Consider the following 20,527-nt stretch of genomic DNA (forward strand, 5'->3'; position numbering starts at 1 on the left):
GGTCGATCGGCCCAAGCTTGGGCGAGGCCTCTAATTACTAAGTGTGTATTGAAAGGTAATCGATTGAAAACCTGTAATTGTGATTTGCCGTTTAATTTGTTACATCGAATTCGCGCCCCCCTTCATGGCTTGGCGGGCAAGGGGTCTCATGTGACCTGCAGCTCGGGCCGATTTATCGCGGTCAAGGGGAAGGACGCAGTACCGCTCCATACCTGCAAGGAGGTGGTCTGCTAGATGCAGGAAACGGAGAGATCTATTATGACCATGACGGGGGATCAAGACGGGCACGCCGCGAGACTCAAGAATCTCAATAGCGCCTTGAGAGAAAGCGAAGCCCGCTTTCGGGGGATTTTTGAAAGCAGCAATACGGGCATCTCCTTTGGCGATCGGGAGGGTAACCTCCTCTACGCCAACAAAGCCTTCCAGGAGCTGGTCGGTTATTCAGGCCAGGAGTTGCTCGGGATGAACGTTGCGCAACTGACCCACCCGGATTATGTTGAAACGGAATGTAGTCTCATCGCAGAGCTTTTGCAGGACGAGCGCGATCAGTACCGGATGGAAAAGCAATTCATCACCAAAGAGAATTGCTGTATCTGGGTGGATGCGGCCGTCTCAGTCATCCGGGATGATCATCGCAAGCCGCTTTACTTCATTGGCGTGGTCAATGAAATCACGGAACGGAAGCGGATGGAAGAAGCGCTGCGGGTGAGCGAGGCGCGGTTCCGATCTCTCATCGAAAACGCCCCCGTTGCCATCAGCGTGGCCCGATGGGAAAAGATTTTCTATGCAAACGCAAGTTTTCGACTCCTGTTCGGGTTTCAGGATGAGAGGGAACTCCGCGACCAGCCGGTGTTGGATGTATTTGCGCCCCAATGTCGAGACAAGATTGCGAATCGAATGCGGCGTCACGCCCTGGGAATGCCCGTCCCCCATGAAGAGGAAACAATTGGCCTGCGAAGGGACGGCTCGCAATTCCCCATGCATCTGGCGGCAACTCGAGTTCAGCTTGCGGAGGGGCCGGCAACCCTGGCCTTCATGAGTGACGTCACCGAACGTAAACGCATGGAGGATGCACTGCGTGAGAGTGAAGAAAAGTTCCGAAACATTATCGAGAACATGCAGGACTATGTTCTTGTCGCCTCCGTGAGCGGGGCGATCACTCTTGCCAATCCCAGCGCCGTCAAGATGCTGGGATACGAAAGTGAGCAGGAATTGCTTGGCAAAGACCTCGGCCAGGCTGCCGGGGCAGTTCCCAGAGAACGGGAGAGACTTGCGAGGGCGCTCGGAAACTCCGGATTTGTCCGCAACTATCGCATGCGTTTCAAGCGCAAGGACGGCTCCGATATCCTCGTGGAAGAAAATATTCGCCTGGTGCGGGGAACCGACGGAAACCCGGCTGCCATTGAGGCCATCGGGCGGGATATGACGGAGCGGATCCGTGCTGAAGAGGAACTGCGAGTCGCCAAGGAGGCTGCTGAAGCCGCCACTCGGGCGCGCAGCCAATTTCTGGCCAACATGAGCCATGAGATTCGCACCCCCATGAACGGGGTCATTGGGATGACGAATTTGCTCCTCGATACGGAACTGACCCTGCAACAGAGAGAATATGCCGAAACGCTCCGCACCTGCGGTGAATCGATGCTGGCGTTGATCAATGATATCCTGGACTTCTCGAAAATCGACGCCAGAAAACTCACGTTTGAGATCCTGGATTTGGATTTGAATGAAGTGGTCGAAGATACGCTGACCCTGGTCGGCAAAGCGGCCCGGACCAAGAAACTCCAGTTGGCCGGGATTGTCGTCCCGGATGTTCCGACCCAATTGCGGGGGGACCCCGGGCGTTTGCGTCAGATCCTCACGAATCTCGTGAGTAATGCCGTCAAATTCACGGAGCAAGGTAAAGTCACGGTCCGCGTGGCCAACGAAGCCGAGACCCCGACCCATGTAACCCTCCGCATTGAAGTGGAGGACACCGGCATCGGCATTGCGCCCGAAACGCAGGCCCGGTTGTTCAAGGCATTCAGTCAAGCCGACAGCTCGACGACGCGAAAGTACGGGGGCACCGGGCTGGGGCTGGCGGTCTCCAAACAACTGGTTGAGATGATGGAAGGTCAGATTGGTGTGAAAAGTTCCGTGGGCGAGGGCTCGACATTTTGGTTTACCGTCCGCCTGGAGAAGCAAGCGCATCCTGCCGCCGCGACGGAGAGCGGGAAGGAACATCCCGCCAATCCAGCTTCAGAACCTCGTCCCTTGCGAAAAATGCGTATCCTTGTGGCTGAAGATAATTTGCTCAACCAAAAGGTGACGATGGGACAATTGCGCAAGCTGGGTTACAGCGCCGATGCGGTCGCCAATGGTCTGGAAGTGCAGGAGGCCATCCGGCGTATTCCGTACGACGCCATCCTGATGGACTGCCAGATGCCCGAAATGGACGGCTACGAAGCCACGCGCCAGGTCCGGCTCCACGAACAGAGCCAGCAAAAGAAACCACTGTATATCATTGCGATGACGGCCCATGCCATGGTCGGTGACCGCGAGAAATGTCTTTCGGCGGGGATGGACAACTACCTCAGTAAACCGGTGCGGCTGGAGGAACTGCGGAAGATGTTGGAGAACTGCGCGCTTTCACAACCCGCCGACATTCAAGCGGCCCCACCTGCCCAGCTTGAATCGGCGCCAGGTCCTTCGTCCCCCGCTGCAACGCCCCTTCCGCCGCCCTTCGACTTGAGACGGCTTCAGGAAGTATGCGGCAGCGATCCGGTGCGGGTGCGTGAGTTGGTCGACCTCTATCTCGTTCAGTCGGAGGAAATCATTACCGGTCTGGAGGCAGCCGTCAAGACCAGCTCCGCCCATGAGGTGAATCGTCTGGCCCATAAGCTGGTCGGATCGAGTTTGACTTGCGGGATGAAATCAATCGTGACGCCCTTGAAAGTTCTGGAGCAACAGGGACGGGATGAACAATTGTCCGATGCCGGGCTTTGGCTCTCCCAAGCCCGCCAGGAACTGGAACGACTCCGCACTGCGCTCACCAGTTATGTTCGAGAAATTTGAATCCAGTAGTCTGAGAAGGAATTATGAAGAAAATTTTAATCATTGAGGACGACCATATCATTTCTGCCATATACCGCAACAAGATCGAGCTTGCGGGATACTTGGTTGAAGTCGCGGTGGATGGGGAGGAGGGGTTGAAAAAGCTAAACATCTTCAAGCCTGACCTCGTTCAGTTGGACCTTATGCTGCCCAAGGTGAACGGGCTCGAGATCATCAAGCAGATTCGCAGCCGCCCCGAGTGGAAAACGATGCCGATTATCGTGTTGGCGAACGGCTATGACATCGATATGTTCCGAGTGGCCTGGGAAGCTGGCGCCAACCGGTGCATTTCAAAGTTGAACTCCTCACCTGATGTCGTGCTCGACAGCATCGACCAACTTCTGGGTCTCGAGGAGTCCGCTTCGGAGCTCCTTCAGGAACAAGGGGAGCGGGCCGCCGCAGCGTCAGCCGCCGAGACCTCTCAAGACACCTTTGCAGCACAAATGCTGGATCTGGAGACGACCCTTCCCTCGGAAATCAGGCAGCAGTTTATCCGCCGCTCGCCGCAAATTCAGACCGACTTGCTTCAGCGGTTGCAGGCCATCCGGAAGTGTCCGACCGAGTCCGCGCGTGGACCGCTTTTAGATCAACTCTCCCGACCCGTCCACTTTCTGGCGAACTACGCGGGAATGACCGGTTTTCATCGGATCGCCCATTTGGCCGATGCCTTCGAAGTCATGCTCCAGGAGCTTTGCCACGAGCCGAATGAAGTCACCCCTTCGACTTTGTGTACGGTCGCTCAGGCGGTGGATTGCCTGGTGATGCTGCTCAAGGAGGCACACAACGCTCAGGGCGAATTGGTTCCTTCGGGGCTGATCCTGGCCGTTGATGACGATCCAACCTCCCGCTGGGCCATCTCGTCTGCCCTCGCCCGAGTCAATATAAAGGCGGTCACCGTGGAAGGCCCGGAGCTGGCACTGAAGCTCCTCGCCGAGAATTCCTTTGATCTGATCTTTCTCGATGTGCAAATGCCGGGGATGAGCGGATTCGAATTGTGCAAGGAACTGCGCGGGATGCCGAAGCACAAGGAAACGCCGGTGGTCTTTGTGACCGTCTTGTCAGATTTTGAAGGGCGCCTCCAGTCGAAGTCCAGCGGGGGCGACGATCTCATTGCCAAACCCTTTCTCCTGGCTGAACTCGCTGTCAAGGCCTTGACCTTCATTGTGCAAAGCTAGAGGGGAGGGCCGGAGGAGCGCAATTCGTTGGGTTTACCGGGTGCAATCAAGCGGTGCGCCGAAGCGCTGGGTGCTTACGCCGATGCCGTGACCTCCAGGCAGGGTGGGCGACCGATTCGCCGCGGCCTTCAGGCGACAAGCTTCTTTCGGTACCGTCATGAGGTGCAGTGATTCTGCGATGCGTTCTTCGATGACGCGACAGAATTTCCAATTCAATGTCCGAGGGTAACCCATGAAAAAGGTTCTGATCATTGAGGACGACCTGGTCATCGCTGCCATCTACAGCAATAAGATTGAGCTTGCAGGATACCTTGTGGATGTTGCCCTGGATGGGGAAGAAGGACTGAAGAAGTTAAATGCCTTCAAACCTGATTTGGTCCAACTGGATCTGATCCTGCCGAAGATTACGGGACTGGAAATCATCCGGAGGATCCGGATGGAACCGGAGTTGACGTCGCTACCGATCGTGGTGGTTTCCAACGGATACGATGGGGATATGTTTCGAGAGGCCCTGGAGGCCGGCGCCAATCAATGCGTCTCCAAGTTGAACTCCTCTCCCAAGGTGATCCTGGATATTATTAACGAGCTGTTGACCCCCTCCTTGACGGCGACGGTCGCGCAGGCCTCAGATGCCACATCTGCTGCTGCGGCGGTCCAAGGGGTTGCCCCGGCCCACCCCTTGGATATTGACACGGCCCTTCCTTCGGAGATCCGACGACAATTCATGGAACGATCCCCGCAAATCCAGGCAGATTTGCAGGATCGATTACAGGCTGTCCTTAAGGCCGCCGACACCGCCCGCACGACCCTTCTCGAGGACCTTTCGCGGCATGTTCACTTCCTGGCTGGCTACGCCGGGATGACCGGATTTCAGCGGATCTCCCATCTGGCGAGCGCCTTTGAAGTCATGCTTCAGGAGCTCCGCGAAAAACCGAGAGAGATCACGTTCTCGACGCTGGGAACGATAGCGAACACGGTCGATTGTCTGGTGCGGCTATTGGGGGAGGTTCCTCATTCTCAACTCGAGTTTCCGTCCTCGACCCTAATTCTGGCGGTGGATGACGAGCCCATTTCCCGGCGCACCCTATGTACGGCGCTCTCCAAGGCCCGTTTGAAGGCCGTCAGCGTGGAGGATTCTGAGGTGGCCTTGAAGCTTCTCACCGAGAACCACTTTGACCTGATCTTCCTGGATGTGGATATGCCTGGCATTACCGGATTCGAGCTGTGCCAGGAACTGCGCACCATGCCCACCAACCGAGAAACCCCGGTAATCTTCGTGACCGTTCTATCGGATTTTCAAAGCCGAGCCCAATCCAATTTGAGCGGTGGAACCGATCTGATTGCCAAACCTTACCTGCTCAGTGAGCTGGCAGTCAAAGCCCTCACCTTCATCGTCCAAATCAAGTCGCGTTGATCAGGGTCAATAGATCACCTTCGAATGACATCAGGAGGCCTGCTCCGGGTCTCGGAAAGAGAAGGTCAGATTGATACCGCCCCGTCCGAACAGCTGGCCCCGGAGTGCCCGTCTCCCTTCTGACTTCTGACTTCCGAGTTCTGACTTCAGGTGCATCGTCACTACGAGTCAAACTCAATCTGCTCAGATTCAGGAATCGAGAATCTAAAGCCCGAGGTATGCCTCCTTGACATAACGGTTGGTCATGAGTTCCCCCCCTGCCCCTTGAAGAACGACACGGCCGTTCTCCAGGACATAGGCCCGGTCGCAAAAAGTAAGCGTTTGCCGCACGTTCTGCTCCACGAGAAGGATTGTGACCCCCTCTTTGTTGATGCGCTGGATGATCTCAAAAACGTTTTGAACCAGGATAGGCGCAAGTCCCAACGATGGTTCGTCGAACATCAGGACCTTGGGCAGTCCCATCAGCCCCCTGCCGATGGCACACATCTGCTGCTCCCCGCCGGAGAGAGTCCCCGCAGGCTGTTTGCGCCGTTCCAGGAGCCGCGGGAATAAACTGTACACCCAATTGAGCCTTTCCTTGCGCTGGACCTTGGCGGCGGGAGACAACGAACCCATGATCAGGTTCTCTTCAACCGACATTTCCACGAATAAGCGCCTCGCTTCGGGCACGTGCACCACCCCGCTTCCGATGATGCGGTCGGCGGGTGTTTGGTCCAATCGTAGCCCGTCAAATTCGATGGTGCCCTTCCTGGGTCTTAACAGGCCCGAGATCGTCTTCAGGGTAGTGGATTTGCCGGCGCCGTTGGCCCCCACCAGGACCACGATCTCTTTCTCGCGGACCTCGAAGGACACCTCCCAGAGAACCTGGAGGTCGCCATAGTAGACGTCAACGCCCTCCACCTTAAGCATAGTCAGTTCCCAGGTAGGCCTCGATCACGGCCTTGTTTTGGGCGACCTCTTGCGGGGTTCCTTCAGCGATCGTCTGGCCGAAATTAATGGCATGAATGCGGTCAGAGATGGACATGATGACATGCATGATGTGCTCAATAATGATGATGGTCGTGCCATGGTCGCGGATCTTCTTGATGAGGTCGATGGCCTGGAGCAATTCGGTAGGGTTCAAGCCGGCTGAGGTTTCGTCCAAGAGAAGAAGCGACGGGCGGGTAGCCATGGCCCGCGTGATCTCCAGTCGTTTGCGCCAGGCAATCGGGAGCGATTTGGCCAACAGGTTTTGCACGGGTACAAGGCCGCAAAAGTCGATGGTTTCGAGCGCCAGTTGCCGGGCCTCGCCCACCGTGTTGACCCGGGCGAACGCAGCCGCAATGACGTTGTCGAGGACGGTCATGCGGCCGAGCGGCTTCACCACCTGGAACGTTCTCCCAATCCCCAACCTGCAGATTTGATAAGTCGGCAAATGGTGAATTTCCTGGCCCTTGAAGATCACTCGGCCGGAGTTGAGGCGGTGGAAGCGGGTAATCAGGTTGAACGTTGTCGTCTTCCCGGAACCATTCGGCCCGATCAGCCCGAAGATTTCACCCTGGCGGACTTCGAAACTGACATTATTTACCGCAGCCAGACCGCCGAAGTATTTGACGAGTTTTTCAGCCCTGAAAAAAGACACGCCGGCGCCTCAGTTTTCGGGTTTGATCCGAAGAACGCTTCTCTTGATCTTCGCCCAGTCCCCGACGATCCCGTTCGGGAGAAGTAGAATTACAAGAATGACCAGCAATCCAAATCCGAGGGTGTGAGCAGACTTCACAAACTCAGAAAGGGTGGTAAATGCGCTCGACCCCGTCCTGTCGGCGAAGTACTTGAACAGGCCGAAGAAGCCGGACCTGAAGAACTCCTGTACCGCGATCATAACGAAGGCCCCCACGGCCGGGCCATAAATGGTCCCCACCCCGCCGACAATCCCCACGAGCACGGCGGCGATGGAGAGGTCTTGAAGAGAGAATACGACCGAGGGGTCGATGAACCCCATGTAGTTCATATAGAAGGCCCCCGCCAATCCGGTCCAAAACGTCCCGATGCAAAGCGAGATCATCTTGTAACGGGTGGTGTTGATTCCCATGCTCTCTGCCGCATCCTGGTCTTCTCGAATCGAGACAAAGCAATACCCCAGTTTTGAATGGACGGTGAAACGCATGCAGAGAACCGTCAGGACCATCATGAACAGGATGATGTAGTAGTAGGGCAACTTCGAGGAAAAGGTCGGCATAATCAGGATCCCGACCATTCCATTGGTCACGGGCTCGGCGATCTTGGCAGCATCTTTCAAAACCTCATTCAGGGCCAGGGTGGCCAGGGCGAAATAGGCCCCACGGAGTCGAAAGGTGATCCATCCGAACGGGAAGGCCACCGCTGTCGCCAGCAGGCCGCCGGTGACCATCCCCCACCAGGGAGAGATGGCGTAATGGTATGTGAGCAGTCCCGCGGCATACGCCCCGCTCCCAAAGAAGGCGGCGTGACCAAATGAAACCCGTCCGGTGTAGCCGGCGAGGAGGTTCCAGGCGGAACCAATGATGACCCACATCATGAAGAGGATGATCAGATGTTGGTAGTATTCCTGCCGCAACAGGAGCGGGAGTACGATCAGGGCCAGCAGGAAAATCAGCGGGTAAAGGTTTCTTTTCATCGGGGTGATTCTTTAAATCTTCGTCAATCGCTTGAAGCCACTCGGGAGAAAGACCAAAACACCCACAAAAATGACCATGCCGATAATGTTTTCATAATCCATTCCGAGATACGTGGAGCCCAGGCTCTCTGCGATCCCCAGCGTGAGCCCCCCCAAGATCGCGCCCACTGTCGAACCCAAACCCCCGAGAATGGTGATCACGAAGGCCTTCGATGTAAAGGGCCCGCCGATGTCCGGAAAAACATAAAAGACCGGCGCCAGCAGGGTGCCGGCGCAAGCAGCGAGTGCCGAGCCCAAGCCGAACGTGATGACTGTGATTCGTCCGGTGTTGACCCCCATCAGGGTGGCCGCCTCCTTGTCCTGCGCCGTCGCCCGGATCGACCGGCCGAGATCCGTTTTCATTAGAAAAAGGAACATCCCGAGGGTAAAAATCACTGCGATCCCAAAGGCGATCGTGAGCGCCACGCTAAAGGAGATGTGTCCCAGGAAAAAAGTCTTGTTGGAGTAGGTGGTGCTCACCGACCGGTAATCGGACTTGAAAATGAAGCGAATGACTTCGGTCAGGACCATACCGATCCCTACGGTCATTAATACCTGATTGTGCGGCAGGATCGTGTCGACCTTCAGGAGGGGGTTCAAGAAATACTTCTGAATCAGGACTCCCAGCAAAAAAAGCGCGGGCATGGCGATCGCGAGCGAGAGGTAAGGGTCGATCCGGAGGACTGAGAAAAGCACATAGGTAATGTACATGGACACCATCATCAACTGCCCCTGGGCCAGATTGATGATCCCCATGACCCCCATGATGAGGGTCATTCCAATCCCGATCAGGGCATACAATCCTCCTTTGAGTACACCGGCAACCAGCGTTTGCCAGAAAACATCCATCCCTCGCTCCTTCTGGGTGACGACAGGATAGTGTGCACAATCACCGCGCAACCCAATCAGGTTACTCGGGAGGCGAATCCCTCAATTCCGGAAATCAGAGCGCACAGCCTACTTGCGATCCCGCCAGGGCGGGGTTGGGAAAACATACCCCTTCGTCGCGACGTTTCGAGGCCACACGGTCTCCAGTTTTCCCTTTTGCCATTGCACCATAAAAGTGGGCAGCCGGTTTTGTTGCGTCTTTTTGCCATAGGAGACAAATTTGACGGGACCGAAGGCCGTCTTCGTGTCGGTGGCGGCCAGGGCATCCCGGATGTCGCTGGGGCTGATGCTGCGGGCGCGCTGCAGGGCATCGGCAATCACATAGAGACAGGCATAAGCCTCGGTACCGTGATATTCCGTGATCGATTTAAAACGTGCATTATATTTCTTGTAGTAATCCATGGCCCCGGGGTAGGGGACGGCCTCCGACCACAACGTGGCCGAATAAACAAAGTCAGCCGACGCCTGGGCGTTCTCCCGGAATTCCGGCAGCGTAAATCCGGCGCCACCGCCGACAAAGAGTTTGGGATTGATGTCGAGTTCCTTGGACTGGCGCATCAGCAGGGCAGCGTCCATCACGTAGGAAACCATGTAGATCAATTCCGGGTTCATCGACTTGACTCGCGTCAGAATGGGCTTAAAATCCACCGCGTTGGCGTTGTATGCCTCCTTGAGCAGAACCTGGATGCCCAGATTCTTAAGATTGCCTTCGAACGACTTGGAACTCGACTGTCCAAAGCTGGTGTTCTCATAGAGAATGACCGCGGTCTTGGGTTTCGCCACTTCTTGGAGAAAGGAGGTGACGGCCTCCGGATACTCACTGGCGGGGGGGTTGATTCGAAACACATAACTGTAACCCTTCTCCGTGATCTCATCGGCCGAACCAGTTGTCACCAGGAAAGGGACATTTTTCTGCTGGGCCAGGGCAGTAACACCGATACTGACGGCACTGGAATATCCTCCGGTCAGCACGGAAACCTTGTCCTGGGAGATCAGCTTTTCCACGGCCGAGCGACCCACGTCGGGCTTTCCCGTGTCATCCTCAAAGATGAGTTCAATCTTCTTCCCTTTGATTCCGCCTTTCCCGTTGATCTCATCGAGGGCCAGTTGGAATGAGTTCCTCTCAATCTCCCCAAAGGCGGCTTCGCTGCCGGTCAAGGGGAGAACCACTCCGACTTTAATCGTTTGGGAAGGGACATTGACGGCAGTGGCGCAGACCGAAAGGGTGACTGCTGTGAGAAACACTAACATCTTCTGGGCGGGTCTAATGGTCATTTCTCCTCCAATTTGCGGGTATCGCGTTCCGGCCGTTCACTCCCGGCGAGGATTTCGTGATGCTTGGGCTTTAGTAGCCTCGGGGAGCATTTTGCTCAGTGGGGATCGCTGAAAAAAGGCATGGTGACTCGCCTGACGAAAAAATCGCACGCCCGAGCTTGCCAATGGGATCATTGGGCTGGCGATCTCGCGCACTCTTAGGATCCTGCCCCCCAGAGCGACATCTCCGATGAGTAACAGATTCTCTTTCGAATCGAAGCGGGCGAATCATAACATTCTCTTGGTTCTGTTCCAACGGGAACGTTATCCTCTTAAGTGAGGCGGCAGCTGGATATGAACCCGATCTCGCTGTGTCAAGTCTGACGGGATAACCCGAAACTCAAGGCTAGTCAGTTCGAGGCCTTGATTGTCACTATTGTTTCATTCACAATAGGTACTGAAAAGGGAGGGTGTTGAGACGCCGAAATACATCCATATCGGGTGCGAGCGCCTTGTCCGAATTTACTCTATTTTGATCCGGGGACGTATCAGCATGTTTATACCGAGTATGTCGATGCTGATATCTCCGGGCTTCCTCGTCTTAATTCCGAGCGGCTCCAAGAAAAATTCGACGGCTTTAAGTCGATTGATGGATTGAATCTTCCGACCCATTGGCGAATTCAATTAACTACGAGCAGAGCTCCAAACTCTGCTTCTCTTTATAGATTCCGGAAGTCAACCGAGTGGCAGATCAACATCACCGCGATCTTAAATCGTTCCAACGCGGACGAGAGCGTCCTGCATTGACAGGAGTGTTCTCGACGACAAGACGATGGACTTTGATGCCAATCGACCCGCCGCCGGAGACTTGTGATTCAGCCCCCGATTAGGGCCCCCCATGGAATCGTCCCAGGAGATTGGCCCGATGCCCGTACGTGCGCAAGAGCTGCCCGAGAGACAGATTCGTAATGAAAATCAAGAGACGAATTCCGGGTTCACCACCGGTCCGGCCATAGTGGCCTATCTCGCCGCCTTTAAGTTGGCCCTGCATCTTGCGACGGCCGGCGTGTACGGACTGTTCATAGACGAGCTCTATTTCCTGGCTTGTGGCGAGCACCTGGCCTGGGGCTACGTCGATATGCCGCCTCTGACGGCCTTCCAGGCATGGCTCACACGCGCCCTCTTTGGCAACTCGATGGTCTCAATCCGGCTCTTTGCCGCGCTCGCCGGGGCCGGCCTCATTCTAGTGACGGGCGCGATGGTGCGCGAGTTGGGAGGAAAGCGATTTGCGCAGGCGCTGGCGGCGATTGCCGTGCTCATCGCCCCCGGCTTCCTCGCCTTCGACAGCTACTTGTCAATGAACTCGATTGAACCTCTGATCTGGATGGGATGCGCGCTCATTCTGATCCGCATCATCAAGACCGGCGACCCGCGGCGGTGGGTCTGGTTTGGCCTGCTCGCCGGGGTGGGACTCGAAAACAAGCAGACCATGGCGCTCTTCGGATTTGGCTTGGTCGCGGGGCTTGTGCTGACAGCGGAACGGCGTTTGCTAATGAATCGCTGGTTTCTGCTGGGGGGCGCCATCGCGTTTGTGATTTTTCTTCCCAACTTGATCTGGAATATTCAGCATCACTTTCCCCTTATGGAACTGCTTGCCAACATCCGGAGGAATGGACGGGATATCGTCCCCGGTCCTCTCCGCTACATATGGATCCAAATCTTATTCTCTCCGCCGACTGCGGCCCCGATCTGGATGGTGGGGCTTTGGCGGCTTCTGATTTCGCGCGACGGGAGAAGTTACCGGTTGCTGGGTTGGGCCTATCTCGCCATGCTTGCCGTGTTGCTGGTGACTCATGGGAAGATCTACTATCTCGCGCCAGTCTATCCGATGCTGATGGCGCCGGGGGCGGTCGCGATCGAAAAGTGGTTGGAGTTCGGCCGTCTGCGATGGCTGCGCCCGGCGTATGCTTCATTGCTGATCCTGACGGGTATATGGATCGCTCCGACGGTAATGCCCATTCTCCCGCCGGACACGTATCTCTGGTACACGAAGACGTTTCACATTGAACAACCCCGGTTCGAACGTCGTGCCACCAATGCGATGCCCCAGTTTTTTGCCGACCGTTTCGGCTGGCCGGAGATGGTCGAGGCGGTCGCAAAGGTCTACAACAGGCTGCCCCCTGAAGAGCGCGCCAGGACCGCCATCTTTGGCAACGATTTCGGCGAAACCGGCGCCATCGATTTCTATGGCCCCCAGTTCGGCTTGCCCAAGTCGATTGGCAATCACCTCAGCAATTGGGATTGGGGGCCACGCTCCTATACCGGCGAGATCGTTATTGTGTTGGGCGGCAGGCGGGAAGGAGAGGAACGACATTTTGAAAGCGTCGAGGCGGTGGGCGAAATCGGTCACCCCTACGCCATGAAGCAGGAACATTTCACACTCTTTCTGTGCCGCAAGCCCCGGGGATGGACGCTTCAACAGATCTGGCCGCAACTGAAGAACTGGAATTGAGTCTTCAAATTGATTCTTCATCCTTGAGTCTTCCTCGGCACAGCGATATACTCCGTGCGCAGTACGTCACGCCCCTGGAATAGGTCCCCGGATTCCAATGACTCTCAAATGACCGGGGTGGCCACCAATTTTCCTAACGTGATCCAAGTGCTCACAATCCAGCCATTGTTCTCAAGGAGGAACTACATTCATGAAATTTTTACGTTCGATCGCTTTCCTCGTCGCCGTGCTCCTGATGACGTCCGCCCTGTTGCTCGCGGAAGAGGGGATGTGGATGCCGCAGCAAATCCCCGAACTTGCCGCCCGGCTTCAGGCCATGGGCTTCAAGGGGGATCCGAAGGCGTTTGCTGACCTGACCGGCCAGCCCATGGGCGCCATCGTGTCGCTCGGGGGTTGCACGGCATCGTTCGTGTCGCCCGACGGTCTCATCGCGACCAACCATCACTGTGTCACGGGGACGCTTCAATTCAACTCCACCCCTGATCGCAACCTGCTCCGTGACGGCTACCTGGCCAAGACGCGTGGTGATGAACTCTGGAATGGCCCGAGTTCGCGTGTTCTCGTCACGACCTCGGTGACTGAAGTAACCTCGGCCATCACCGGTAACATTGATCCAAAACTCACCGACCGCCAGCGCTACGATCTCATCGAACGCCGCATTAAAGAGCGGGTCGCCTCCTGCGAAAAGGGCGGCCTGCGCTGCAACGTAGCGTCCTTCTTCTCAGGTCTCAAGTATTTTGAGATCGCGCAGATGGAGATCAAAGACGTCCGGCTGGTCTATTCGCCCCATGAAGGGATCGGCGTGTTTGGGGGCGAGACCGATAACTGGCGTTGGCCGCGCCACACTGGCGACTGGTCGTTCCTGCGAGCTTACGTGGGAAAGGATGGAAAGCCGGCCGAACATTCCAAGGATAACGTCCCGTACCATCCCAAGCACTGGCTGAAAGTGTCGTCTGAGGGCGCCAAGTCGGGTGAACTGGTCTTTGTGGTCGGCTATCCGGGCCGGACGTCGCGTCACCAGACCTACTCCGAGGTGAAGGAAACGACCGAATGGTCTTTTCCGCGGTCGATCCGTCTGGCACAGGAACAGCTGGCCATTCTCGATAAACTCACCAAAGACAACAAGGCGGTTGCCATCAAGGTGGCCGGTCGTGTACAGGGACTGAACAACGGCTTGACCAATCAGAAGGGCATGCTCGAGGGACTTTCGAAGGGCGGCGTTCTTTCCCAGAAGGAAGTCCAGGAGAAGTCGCTCGAAAAATGGATTGCAGCGACTCCGGAACGACAGAAGAAGTGCGGCGACATCCTGCCGGCCCTCCGCGGGCTTCAAGCTGAGAGCGAGAAGACCCGCGAACGCAACGCCGTCCTGGGAAGCGTCATCTCATCGTCTTCATACCTGGGTGCGGCGCAATCGCTCTATATGCTGTCGACTCAGCGGCCCAAGAACGACCTTGACCGTGAGCCGGGATTCCAGCAACGTGACTGGGGCCGCTTCAAAGAGGGTCAGGACCGCATGCAGCGAACCCTGGATGCGACCGTCGACCGCACCCTTTTGCGATGGGCGCTCGGAATGGCGGCGGCGCTTCCTGCCGACCAGCGCATAGAGCCGCTCGACAAGGCTGCTGGATTTCAGGCAGGCATGGCGAAGGCGGACGCCGATAAGGCTATCGAGGCGTTCCTGGATACCTTGTATGCCAACACCAAAATGGCAGATAAGGACTTTCGTCTTGGCCTGATGGAGAAGAGCACGGCGGATCTCGAAACCACTAAAGACTCCTTCATCATGCTGGCGGCAGCACTCCACCCGTTACAGGAAGCGAACCGGGAGATCGCCAAGAACCGGGCCGGCGCGTATGCCCGCCTCCGGCCGCGATACATGGAGGCGCTCCTGGCTAGGTCGGGTGGACTGGTTCCTCCCGATGCCAACAGCACCTTGCGGGTTACTTACGGGACGGTGAAGGGTGTGGATTCGAAGGATGGACTCTTTTACAAAGACCACACCACGCTGGCCGGGATCGTTGAGAAGCAGACCGGTGAAGGTGATTTCAACGCGCCGCAATTCCAACTCGACGCGATCAAAAAGGTCCGGGCAGGGGAAAAGACTCCTTACTGGGACGCCTCTCTCAAAGACGTGCCGGTGAATTTTCTTTCGACTGTGGACACGACGGGCGGAAACTCCGGCTCCCCGACGCTCAACGCCAAGGGTGAACTGGTGGGCCTGCTTTTTGACGGCACTTACGAGACGGTGGCCTCGAATTTCCTTTTCGACAAGGCCAAGACCCGCTCCATCCACGTCGACAGCCGTTACATGCTGTGGAACATGACCGACGTCGACGGTGCCGGGAATTTGCTAAAGGAAATGGGAATCATTAAGTAAACGTTATGCTGTGTGGGGCAGACGTCCTTGTCTGTCCTTTGCCAAATCAGGGGACTCGCACCTCCTGCTCTATCATCTTGATGGATTCGAAAAGAAGGTGCCGTCCCTTTTTGATTCAGAGATTACTCCGGAGGTGCACATGAGGACAGTCAGTTGGATTCTGCTTTTACTGGTTGGCGCCCTGACCCTTCTGGGTGGCATGGCGTCGGCCTATGTTGCGTTGAGTCAGTCCCCGGATGGGCTGGTGGGGCCTGGCATGACCTTGATTGATGTTCCGGCGCCGGCCGACGTGGTTCGCACAATACGCGCACGTCGTGTGACCGCCGCCGCTTACGCCGCCACCTATGCCCTGCTTTTCCTTGCCGTGGTCCTGTTTCCTTACCGGCGCGGCGAGGTGTGGAGCTGGTGGGCCATCCTCGTGGCCTCGCTGGTCCTTCTTTTAGTGATTGTCCTGCGGGTGCCCATGCTCGGAACCCGATCTGCGGTCGGCGTGGCTCTGATCCAATTTGGTATTGTGATCATCGCCTTGCTGCTCGATGTCGGGCGGCTGCGCCGGACGACTCCAGCTTGAGGGTTTGGGTTGCAGCTTCGGAGCGCATTGATCGACCATTCGCGGATCGAGATCCTCTAAAGGGTTGGGGGGCTCTGCCCCGCACTCTTGCCGAAAGCCTGTGACTTTCCGGAGGGGCCGAAGCCCAAATAAGACTTTGCCGTGCATCCGAGAGGCCAGAGCAACAGCGCCGATGTAAAGCTTCTCAACAAATCAAGTTCATTTTAGATTGATGGCTTTTAGCCTCCTGCTTTCCTGGTTTCCTAATCATTAGGTTGTTCAGCTATTGTCGCCCCAAATTTAGATGGTACGTTTCCAACCGTTGATGTGAGAGGAGAGACAAGATGATTTCCTGCCGTCTAGCGTTGTGTGCTGAATCAGTGGTCAAAGATGCCGATACCAACTCCATCTCGGTATTCAATATTTTTGAAGAAATGGTCCCCAGCGGTTTTCCATTTGCGTTGCCCAAGATGAATTGTCTTTTTTTCACAGAATTTCATGGCGAACAAGGACAAATCGTCCCCGCTTCGCTGCGTATTACCTGGGGCGAGACCGAGCTCTTCAAACGACCCATCCAGATTGACTTCCGAGAAAATTTCACGAGTCGTCTTATCTTTCACTTTCATGGGATGCCGATCCAGGGTCCCGGCACGGTCCGGGTGGCGCTTATTCACGAAGATCAGGACATCGGCGGGTGGAGTTTTGAGATAAGGGAGGCACCACAGCCGGAGGCCGAGACGAAGGAACCTTAAAGGAGTTCTGGAGTCTCAAGAATCGGCGCGAGGAGAGGATAAGATGGCAAGCATGCTTCGTATTCTCTTCATGGGGATGTGTATAGGTCTGGCCGTCCCCGTGGGAATTCCATCTTCCGCCGAGAGAGGATTTTCGGAAATCGTCAAGAAAGCATGGTCTGCCCTGGAGAAGAATTTCGTGGATCCCACCTACAGACATCAAGGCTGAGCCGAGGTGCTGCAGATCGAGACGACGTTGTGATTTGAAAGCCCCGGCGGGCCCCGGCGACGTCTCGCACCTGGTGGGGTATCAGATTATTCGGAAGGCGAGAAGCTTCACTCTGTGATCGGACAACTGATCGGACCCTACAGGATCACTGCGGCGCTTGGAGCCGGCGGGATGGGAGAGGTCTATCTGGCCGAGGATACACGGCTGGGCCGGCCGGTGGCGATCAAGTTCCTGCCCCCCGAATCGGTGGCCAATGAGGTCGCCAGGAAGCGCCTGATGCGGGAAGCACAGGCGGCAGCCAAGCTCGACCATCCGAATATCTGTACGGTTCACGACGTGGGGGAGGAAAAGGGCAGGACGTTTATCGTCATGCAATATGTGGAGGGGGAGACCCTCGCGGACCGGCTGAAACTGCAGTCCATGGGATTGAGAGAGTCGATGGACATCGCTCTGCAGGTGGCGGATGCCCTGGTGGAGGCGCATTCCCGCGGAATCATCCATCGCGATATTAAGCCCCAGAACATCATGATCACCCCGAAAAATCAGATCAAGGTCCTGGACTTCGGCTTGGCAAAAATAGTCGAGAGCGCCCCACCGATGAAGGTCGGATCTCGGACCGAGAGTTTTGCCACTGAGCCCGGGTTGTTAATGGGGACCGCGCCGTACATGTCGCCGGAGCAGGTTCAGGGAAAGCCTGTTGACGCCCGGAGTGACCTCTTCTCATTTGGTGCGGTGCTGTACGAGATGCTTGCCGGACACCGGGCCTTCGAGGGAGAGTCGGGCATTGCGGTTGTCAGCGCGGTCTTGCGTGACGAACCGGCCCCGCTCAGCGGGGTTCCGTCCGAACTGGCGGGGATTGTAAGCCGTTGCCTTCAGAAGGATCCGGCCAGGCGCTTCACTCAAGCTTCCGATGTTAAATCGGCACTGGAGCGACTGCTCCACGCGACGGGGAATTCGCGCGAGCCCGCCCCATCCATTGCCGTCCTTCCTTTTGCCAACCTGAGCGCGGACAAAGAGAACGAGTACTTTAGCGATGGGCTGGCGGAGGAGATCCTGAACGCCCTCAGCCGCGTCCCTGATCTGAAGGTCACCGCCCGGACGTCCGCCTTCGCCTTCCGCGGCAAGGAACAGGACATCCGCAAGATCGGCGAAGCATTGGACGTGCGCACGGTGCTTGAAGGCAGTGTGCGCCGCTCGGGAAATCGTATTCGCGTGACGGCGCAGCTGATTAATGCCGCTGACGGATACCACCTTTGGTCCGAACGCTATGACCGTGAAATGACGGACGTCTTTGAAGTGCAGGATGAGATTGCGAAGGCCATCGTCGACATGCTCAAGGTGCGGCTGGTTGGAGAAAGAACGGCCCTGGTGCGCCAGGCGGCGAACCTTGAGGCCTATTATGCCAATCTAAAAGGCTGGTACCATTTTTTCAAAATGAGTCCGCCGGAGATGGCTCGCAGTAAGGCTTGCTTTGAGGAGGCCATCGCCCTCGATCCGGGCTATGCACCGGCCTATTTGGGACTTGCAAGATGCTTCCTCATTAGCCCCGTCATGGGTGGAAGACCGGCCCTCGAGGTGATGCCCCTGGCGAAGGCTGCGGCCCTCAAAGCGGTCCAGCTGGACGAAAGGGAGCCGGAAGGCCATGTGCTTCTAGGACAAGTGGCGGGTCAGTTTGAATACGACTGGGGTGAGGCGCTGCGGCGGTATCAACTCGCCCTCGCTCGCGAGCCGATGTCGTCGAGGGCCCGTTTCAGCTGTGCCCAGTTTATCCTGATGCCGCTCCATCGCTTTGATGAAGCGATCGCCGTGATTGAGCCTGCGCTCAAGGCAGACCCTTTTTCACCCCTGCCGCGGGCGGCGCTGGCAGAGATACTCAGCGCCCGAGGATCCGATGATCTCGCCATCGAGGAACTGCATCGGCTCCTCGATTTCCAGGACATCTGGTTTGCCCACTGGATCCTCGGCCTGATTTACACGAAGAAAGGGATGGCGTCGGAGGCGATCGCTGCATGGGAAAAAGGACTTCAACTCGTGCCGTATCCGGCAATGATCGGTGGCCTGGCGGGGCAATATGCAATGGCTGGAGATCGGACCCGTGCGGAGGGGCTGCTCGCCCGACTGGACTCTCCGGAGCTGGCTCACGGATGCGCCATGGGCTACGGTGTTTTCCATGTGATTTGCTCGGAACTCGACCTTGCCGCCGATCAATTCGAAAGAGCAATTGAAGCGCGCGATCCCAGCGCCACCTTTCTCAGTTGCATGCCCGTGGTACAAACCGTCGGACGGCGGCGGACGCTGTTACAGAAAATGAACCTGACGGACGTCGGATCGTAGAAGGCAACGGAAAATGGATGTTGATTCTGAAGGAAAGCGATTGGCAGCGCTGTACTCCAGCATGACGGACGAAGAATTGGAAGAGCTTGCCGGTGATCAAACAGCGCTCACTGATGAGGCGCGCCGGGCGTTAAATGGGGAGATGTCACACCGGGGACTCAGTTTCATCCCATGACAATCTTCGTTGGATGCCGCGGCGATTTGCGAATCAACGCTTCAAGTGGAACATCCACGCGACCTTGACGATGAATCCCCCTCCCGCACTCCTCCATTGTTTCGCATCGGCAGCAAGCGACCATCGTTTGCAGCAATTCCTGCATGGACTTGATCTGATCCATCCACTGAGCGAGTTCTGCGAGCTTTCGCTGTGAGAGTTTCTGCCAGCGCATAAATGCCGGGGTGGTCTTGCGGAAGCCAAAAAACAGGCGCCGAACTTCGTCCAGCGTGAAGCCAGACTGCTGTGCCCGATGGATAACGGCAAGCCTGTGGAGCGCTGTGGTGTCATAGCGCCGCTGCCCGCTGATCCGGGGGGGTGGGGGAAGTATTCGCATCTGTTCGTAATAGCGGATCGCGGACGGCCGCAGGCCCGCCTGTCGCGCGACCTCGGAAATGGTTAGTTGTGTCATGCCAATATTCTAAGTCACTCCTGCGGTTGTTGCGTCGATCTGTCGACAACTTTTTACAGAAATCTTGCTTGCCTTCAAGTCGACTTGAAGTTGTAAGGTGCTGCTCCGGACGCGTAATACAACAAAAACAACCGAACGAGGAGGATGCATGAAGATATCAATTTCAGTCGTGTTAACAATGATAATCCTGGGGTGCATGAGTTTCCCGAACCTGGCGTTGGCAGGTCAAACAGGGGGCCGGCGATCCAATACTTCGGCACAGAGCAAAAAAGAGACCCCCTTCTTCTGCGACCGGACGGCGTTGACCCCGGAGCAGAGAAAGCGCCAGGGAGAACTCAGCACGATCATGAGGTCGGCGTTGCTGGGGGTCCAGGAGTTGCCGGATGGATATGAATTCGAATTTTCCCCGGAGCCCTCCAACTACCAGGCCCTGACGGAATTCACGCTGCTGGAGCGGGCCTGCTGTCCGTTCTTTGATATCAGCATTCGACTGGAGCGTGATGGCGGCAAGCTGTGGTGGCGCCTGACGGGCCGCGAAGGCGTAAAGTCGTTCATCCGGCCAGAGTTTTCTCCGTGGTTCAAACGATAAGCACGCGGGGATTGCCCCCAGGTTCTAAAGAAGTCCAAAATTGGATCCCGATTCGTGCGGAGGTTTGACACCAGTCCAAAAAGC

At 56.6% G+C, this 20,527-nt stretch carries 17 protein-coding genes; 11 read left to right on the forward strand and 6 right to left on the reverse strand.

Features of this window, described 5'->3' with window-relative positions:
• Positions 1–258 precede the first annotated feature (258 nt).
• The 3 genes from LAO21_04830 to LAO21_04840 all read left to right on the forward strand — a co-directional run bounded on the left by LAO21_04830 (position 259) and on the right by LAO21_04840 (position 5,679).
• Positions 259–3,051: a PAS domain S-box protein gene (locus LAO21_04830; GenBank protein MBZ5552022.1), complete on the forward strand. Its 2,793-nt coding sequence runs from the start codon at positions 259–261 to the stop codon at positions 3,049–3,051.
• A 23-nt stretch (positions 3,052–3,074) separates the two neighbouring features.
• A complete protein-coding gene (locus tag LAO21_04835; protein MBZ5552023.1) occupies positions 3,075–4,265 on the forward strand; it encodes a response regulator in 1,191 nt (396 codons plus the stop codon).
• Positions 4,266–4,497: 232 nt separating this feature from the next.
• Positions 4,498–5,679 carry a response regulator gene (locus LAO21_04840; protein MBZ5552024.1) on the forward strand — a complete coding sequence of 394 codons (1,182 nt, stop codon included), beginning with the start codon at positions 4,498–4,500 and terminating at the stop codon, positions 5,677–5,679.
• Positions 5,680–5,883: 204 nt separating this feature from the next.
• Here the strand turns inward: LAO21_04840 and LAO21_04845 are convergent, their stop codons facing one another.
• From LAO21_04845 to LAO21_04865, 5 genes are all read right to left on the reverse strand, one after another.
• Positions 5,884–6,588 (reverse strand): ABC transporter ATP-binding protein, encoded by a 705-nt coding sequence (locus tag LAO21_04845; protein MBZ5552025.1) that lies wholly within the window; start codon positions 6,586–6,588, stop codon positions 5,884–5,886.
• Positions 6,581–7,300 (reverse strand): ABC transporter ATP-binding protein, encoded by a 720-nt coding sequence (locus LAO21_04850; GenBank protein ID MBZ5552026.1) that lies wholly within the window; start codon positions 7,298–7,300, stop codon positions 6,581–6,583. Before LAO21_04850 ends, LAO21_04845 begins: the two co-directional genes overlap by 8 nt.
• Positions 7,301–7,309: 9 nt before the next feature.
• Positions 7,310–8,314 carry a branched-chain amino acid ABC transporter permease gene (locus tag LAO21_04855; protein ID MBZ5552027.1) on the reverse strand — a complete coding sequence of 335 codons (1,005 nt, stop codon included), beginning with the start codon at positions 8,312–8,314 and terminating at the stop codon, positions 7,310–7,312.
• Positions 8,315–8,326: 12 nt separating this feature from the next.
• Positions 8,327–9,202, reverse strand: coding sequence for a branched-chain amino acid ABC transporter permease (locus LAO21_04860; protein ID MBZ5552028.1), 876 nt, complete (start codon positions 9,200–9,202; stop codon positions 8,327–8,329).
• Between the two features lie 108 nt (positions 9,203–9,310).
• Positions 9,311–10,492 carry an ABC transporter substrate-binding protein gene (locus LAO21_04865; protein MBZ5552029.1) on the reverse strand — a complete coding sequence of 394 codons (1,182 nt, stop codon included), beginning with the start codon at positions 10,490–10,492 and terminating at the stop codon, positions 9,311–9,313.
• Positions 10,493–11,420: 928 nt separating this feature from the next.
• Here LAO21_04865 and LAO21_04870 point away from each other — a divergent pair.
• The 7 genes from LAO21_04870 to LAO21_04900 all read left to right on the forward strand — a co-directional run bounded on the left by LAO21_04870 (position 11,421) and on the right by LAO21_04900 (position 19,403).
• Positions 11,421–13,007 carry a glycosyltransferase family 39 protein gene (locus tag LAO21_04870; protein ID MBZ5552030.1) on the forward strand — a complete coding sequence of 529 codons (1,587 nt, stop codon included), beginning with the start codon at positions 11,421–11,423 and terminating at the stop codon, positions 13,005–13,007.
• Positions 13,008–13,197: 190 nt separating this feature from the next.
• Complete coding sequence (locus tag LAO21_04875; protein ID MBZ5552031.1) at positions 13,198–15,384, forward strand: S46 family peptidase; 2,187 nt, start codon at positions 13,198–13,200, stop codon at positions 15,382–15,384.
• A gap of 139 nt (positions 15,385–15,523) precedes the next feature.
• Positions 15,524–15,955 carry a hypothetical protein gene (locus tag LAO21_04880; protein ID MBZ5552032.1) on the forward strand — a complete coding sequence of 144 codons (432 nt, stop codon included), beginning with the start codon at positions 15,524–15,526 and terminating at the stop codon, positions 15,953–15,955.
• 323 nt (positions 15,956–16,278) lie between these two features.
• A complete protein-coding gene (locus tag LAO21_04885; protein MBZ5552033.1) occupies positions 16,279–16,686 on the forward strand; it encodes a hypothetical protein in 408 nt (135 codons plus the stop codon).
• Between the two features lie 43 nt (positions 16,687–16,729).
• Positions 16,730–16,894, forward strand: a complete 165-nt coding sequence (locus tag LAO21_04890) for a hypothetical protein (GenBank protein ID MBZ5552034.1) — start codon at positions 16,730–16,732, stop codon at positions 16,892–16,894.
• Between the two features lie 114 nt (positions 16,895–17,008).
• Entirely contained in the window at positions 17,009–19,228 is a 2,220-nt protein-coding gene (locus LAO21_04895; GenBank protein MBZ5552035.1) for a protein kinase, read from the forward strand.
• 13 nt (positions 19,229–19,241) lie between these two features.
• The gene (locus LAO21_04900; GenBank protein ID MBZ5552036.1) at positions 19,242–19,403 is read left to right on the forward strand and encodes a hypothetical protein; all 162 of its coding nucleotides are present in this window, start codon (positions 19,242–19,244) and stop codon (positions 19,401–19,403) included.
• Here LAO21_04900 and LAO21_04905 read toward each other — a convergent pair.
• Positions 19,393–19,854, reverse strand: coding sequence for a MerR family transcriptional regulator (locus LAO21_04905; GenBank protein MBZ5552037.1), 462 nt, complete (start codon positions 19,852–19,854; stop codon positions 19,393–19,395). The genes LAO21_04900 and LAO21_04905 overlap by 11 nt on opposite strands.
• Positions 19,855–20,002: 148 nt before the next feature.
• Between LAO21_04905 and LAO21_04910 the strand changes: the two genes are divergently transcribed.
• Positions 20,003–20,443, forward strand: coding sequence for a hypothetical protein (locus LAO21_04910; protein ID MBZ5552038.1), 441 nt, complete (start codon positions 20,003–20,005; stop codon positions 20,441–20,443).
• The last annotated feature ends 84 nt before the right edge of the window (positions 20,444–20,527 follow it).

The sequence above is a fragment of the Terriglobia bacterium genome, from assembly GCA_020073085.1.
In the GTDB taxonomy this organism is placed as follows: domain Bacteria; phylum Acidobacteriota; class Terriglobia; order JAIQFV01; family JAIQFV01; genus JAIQFV01.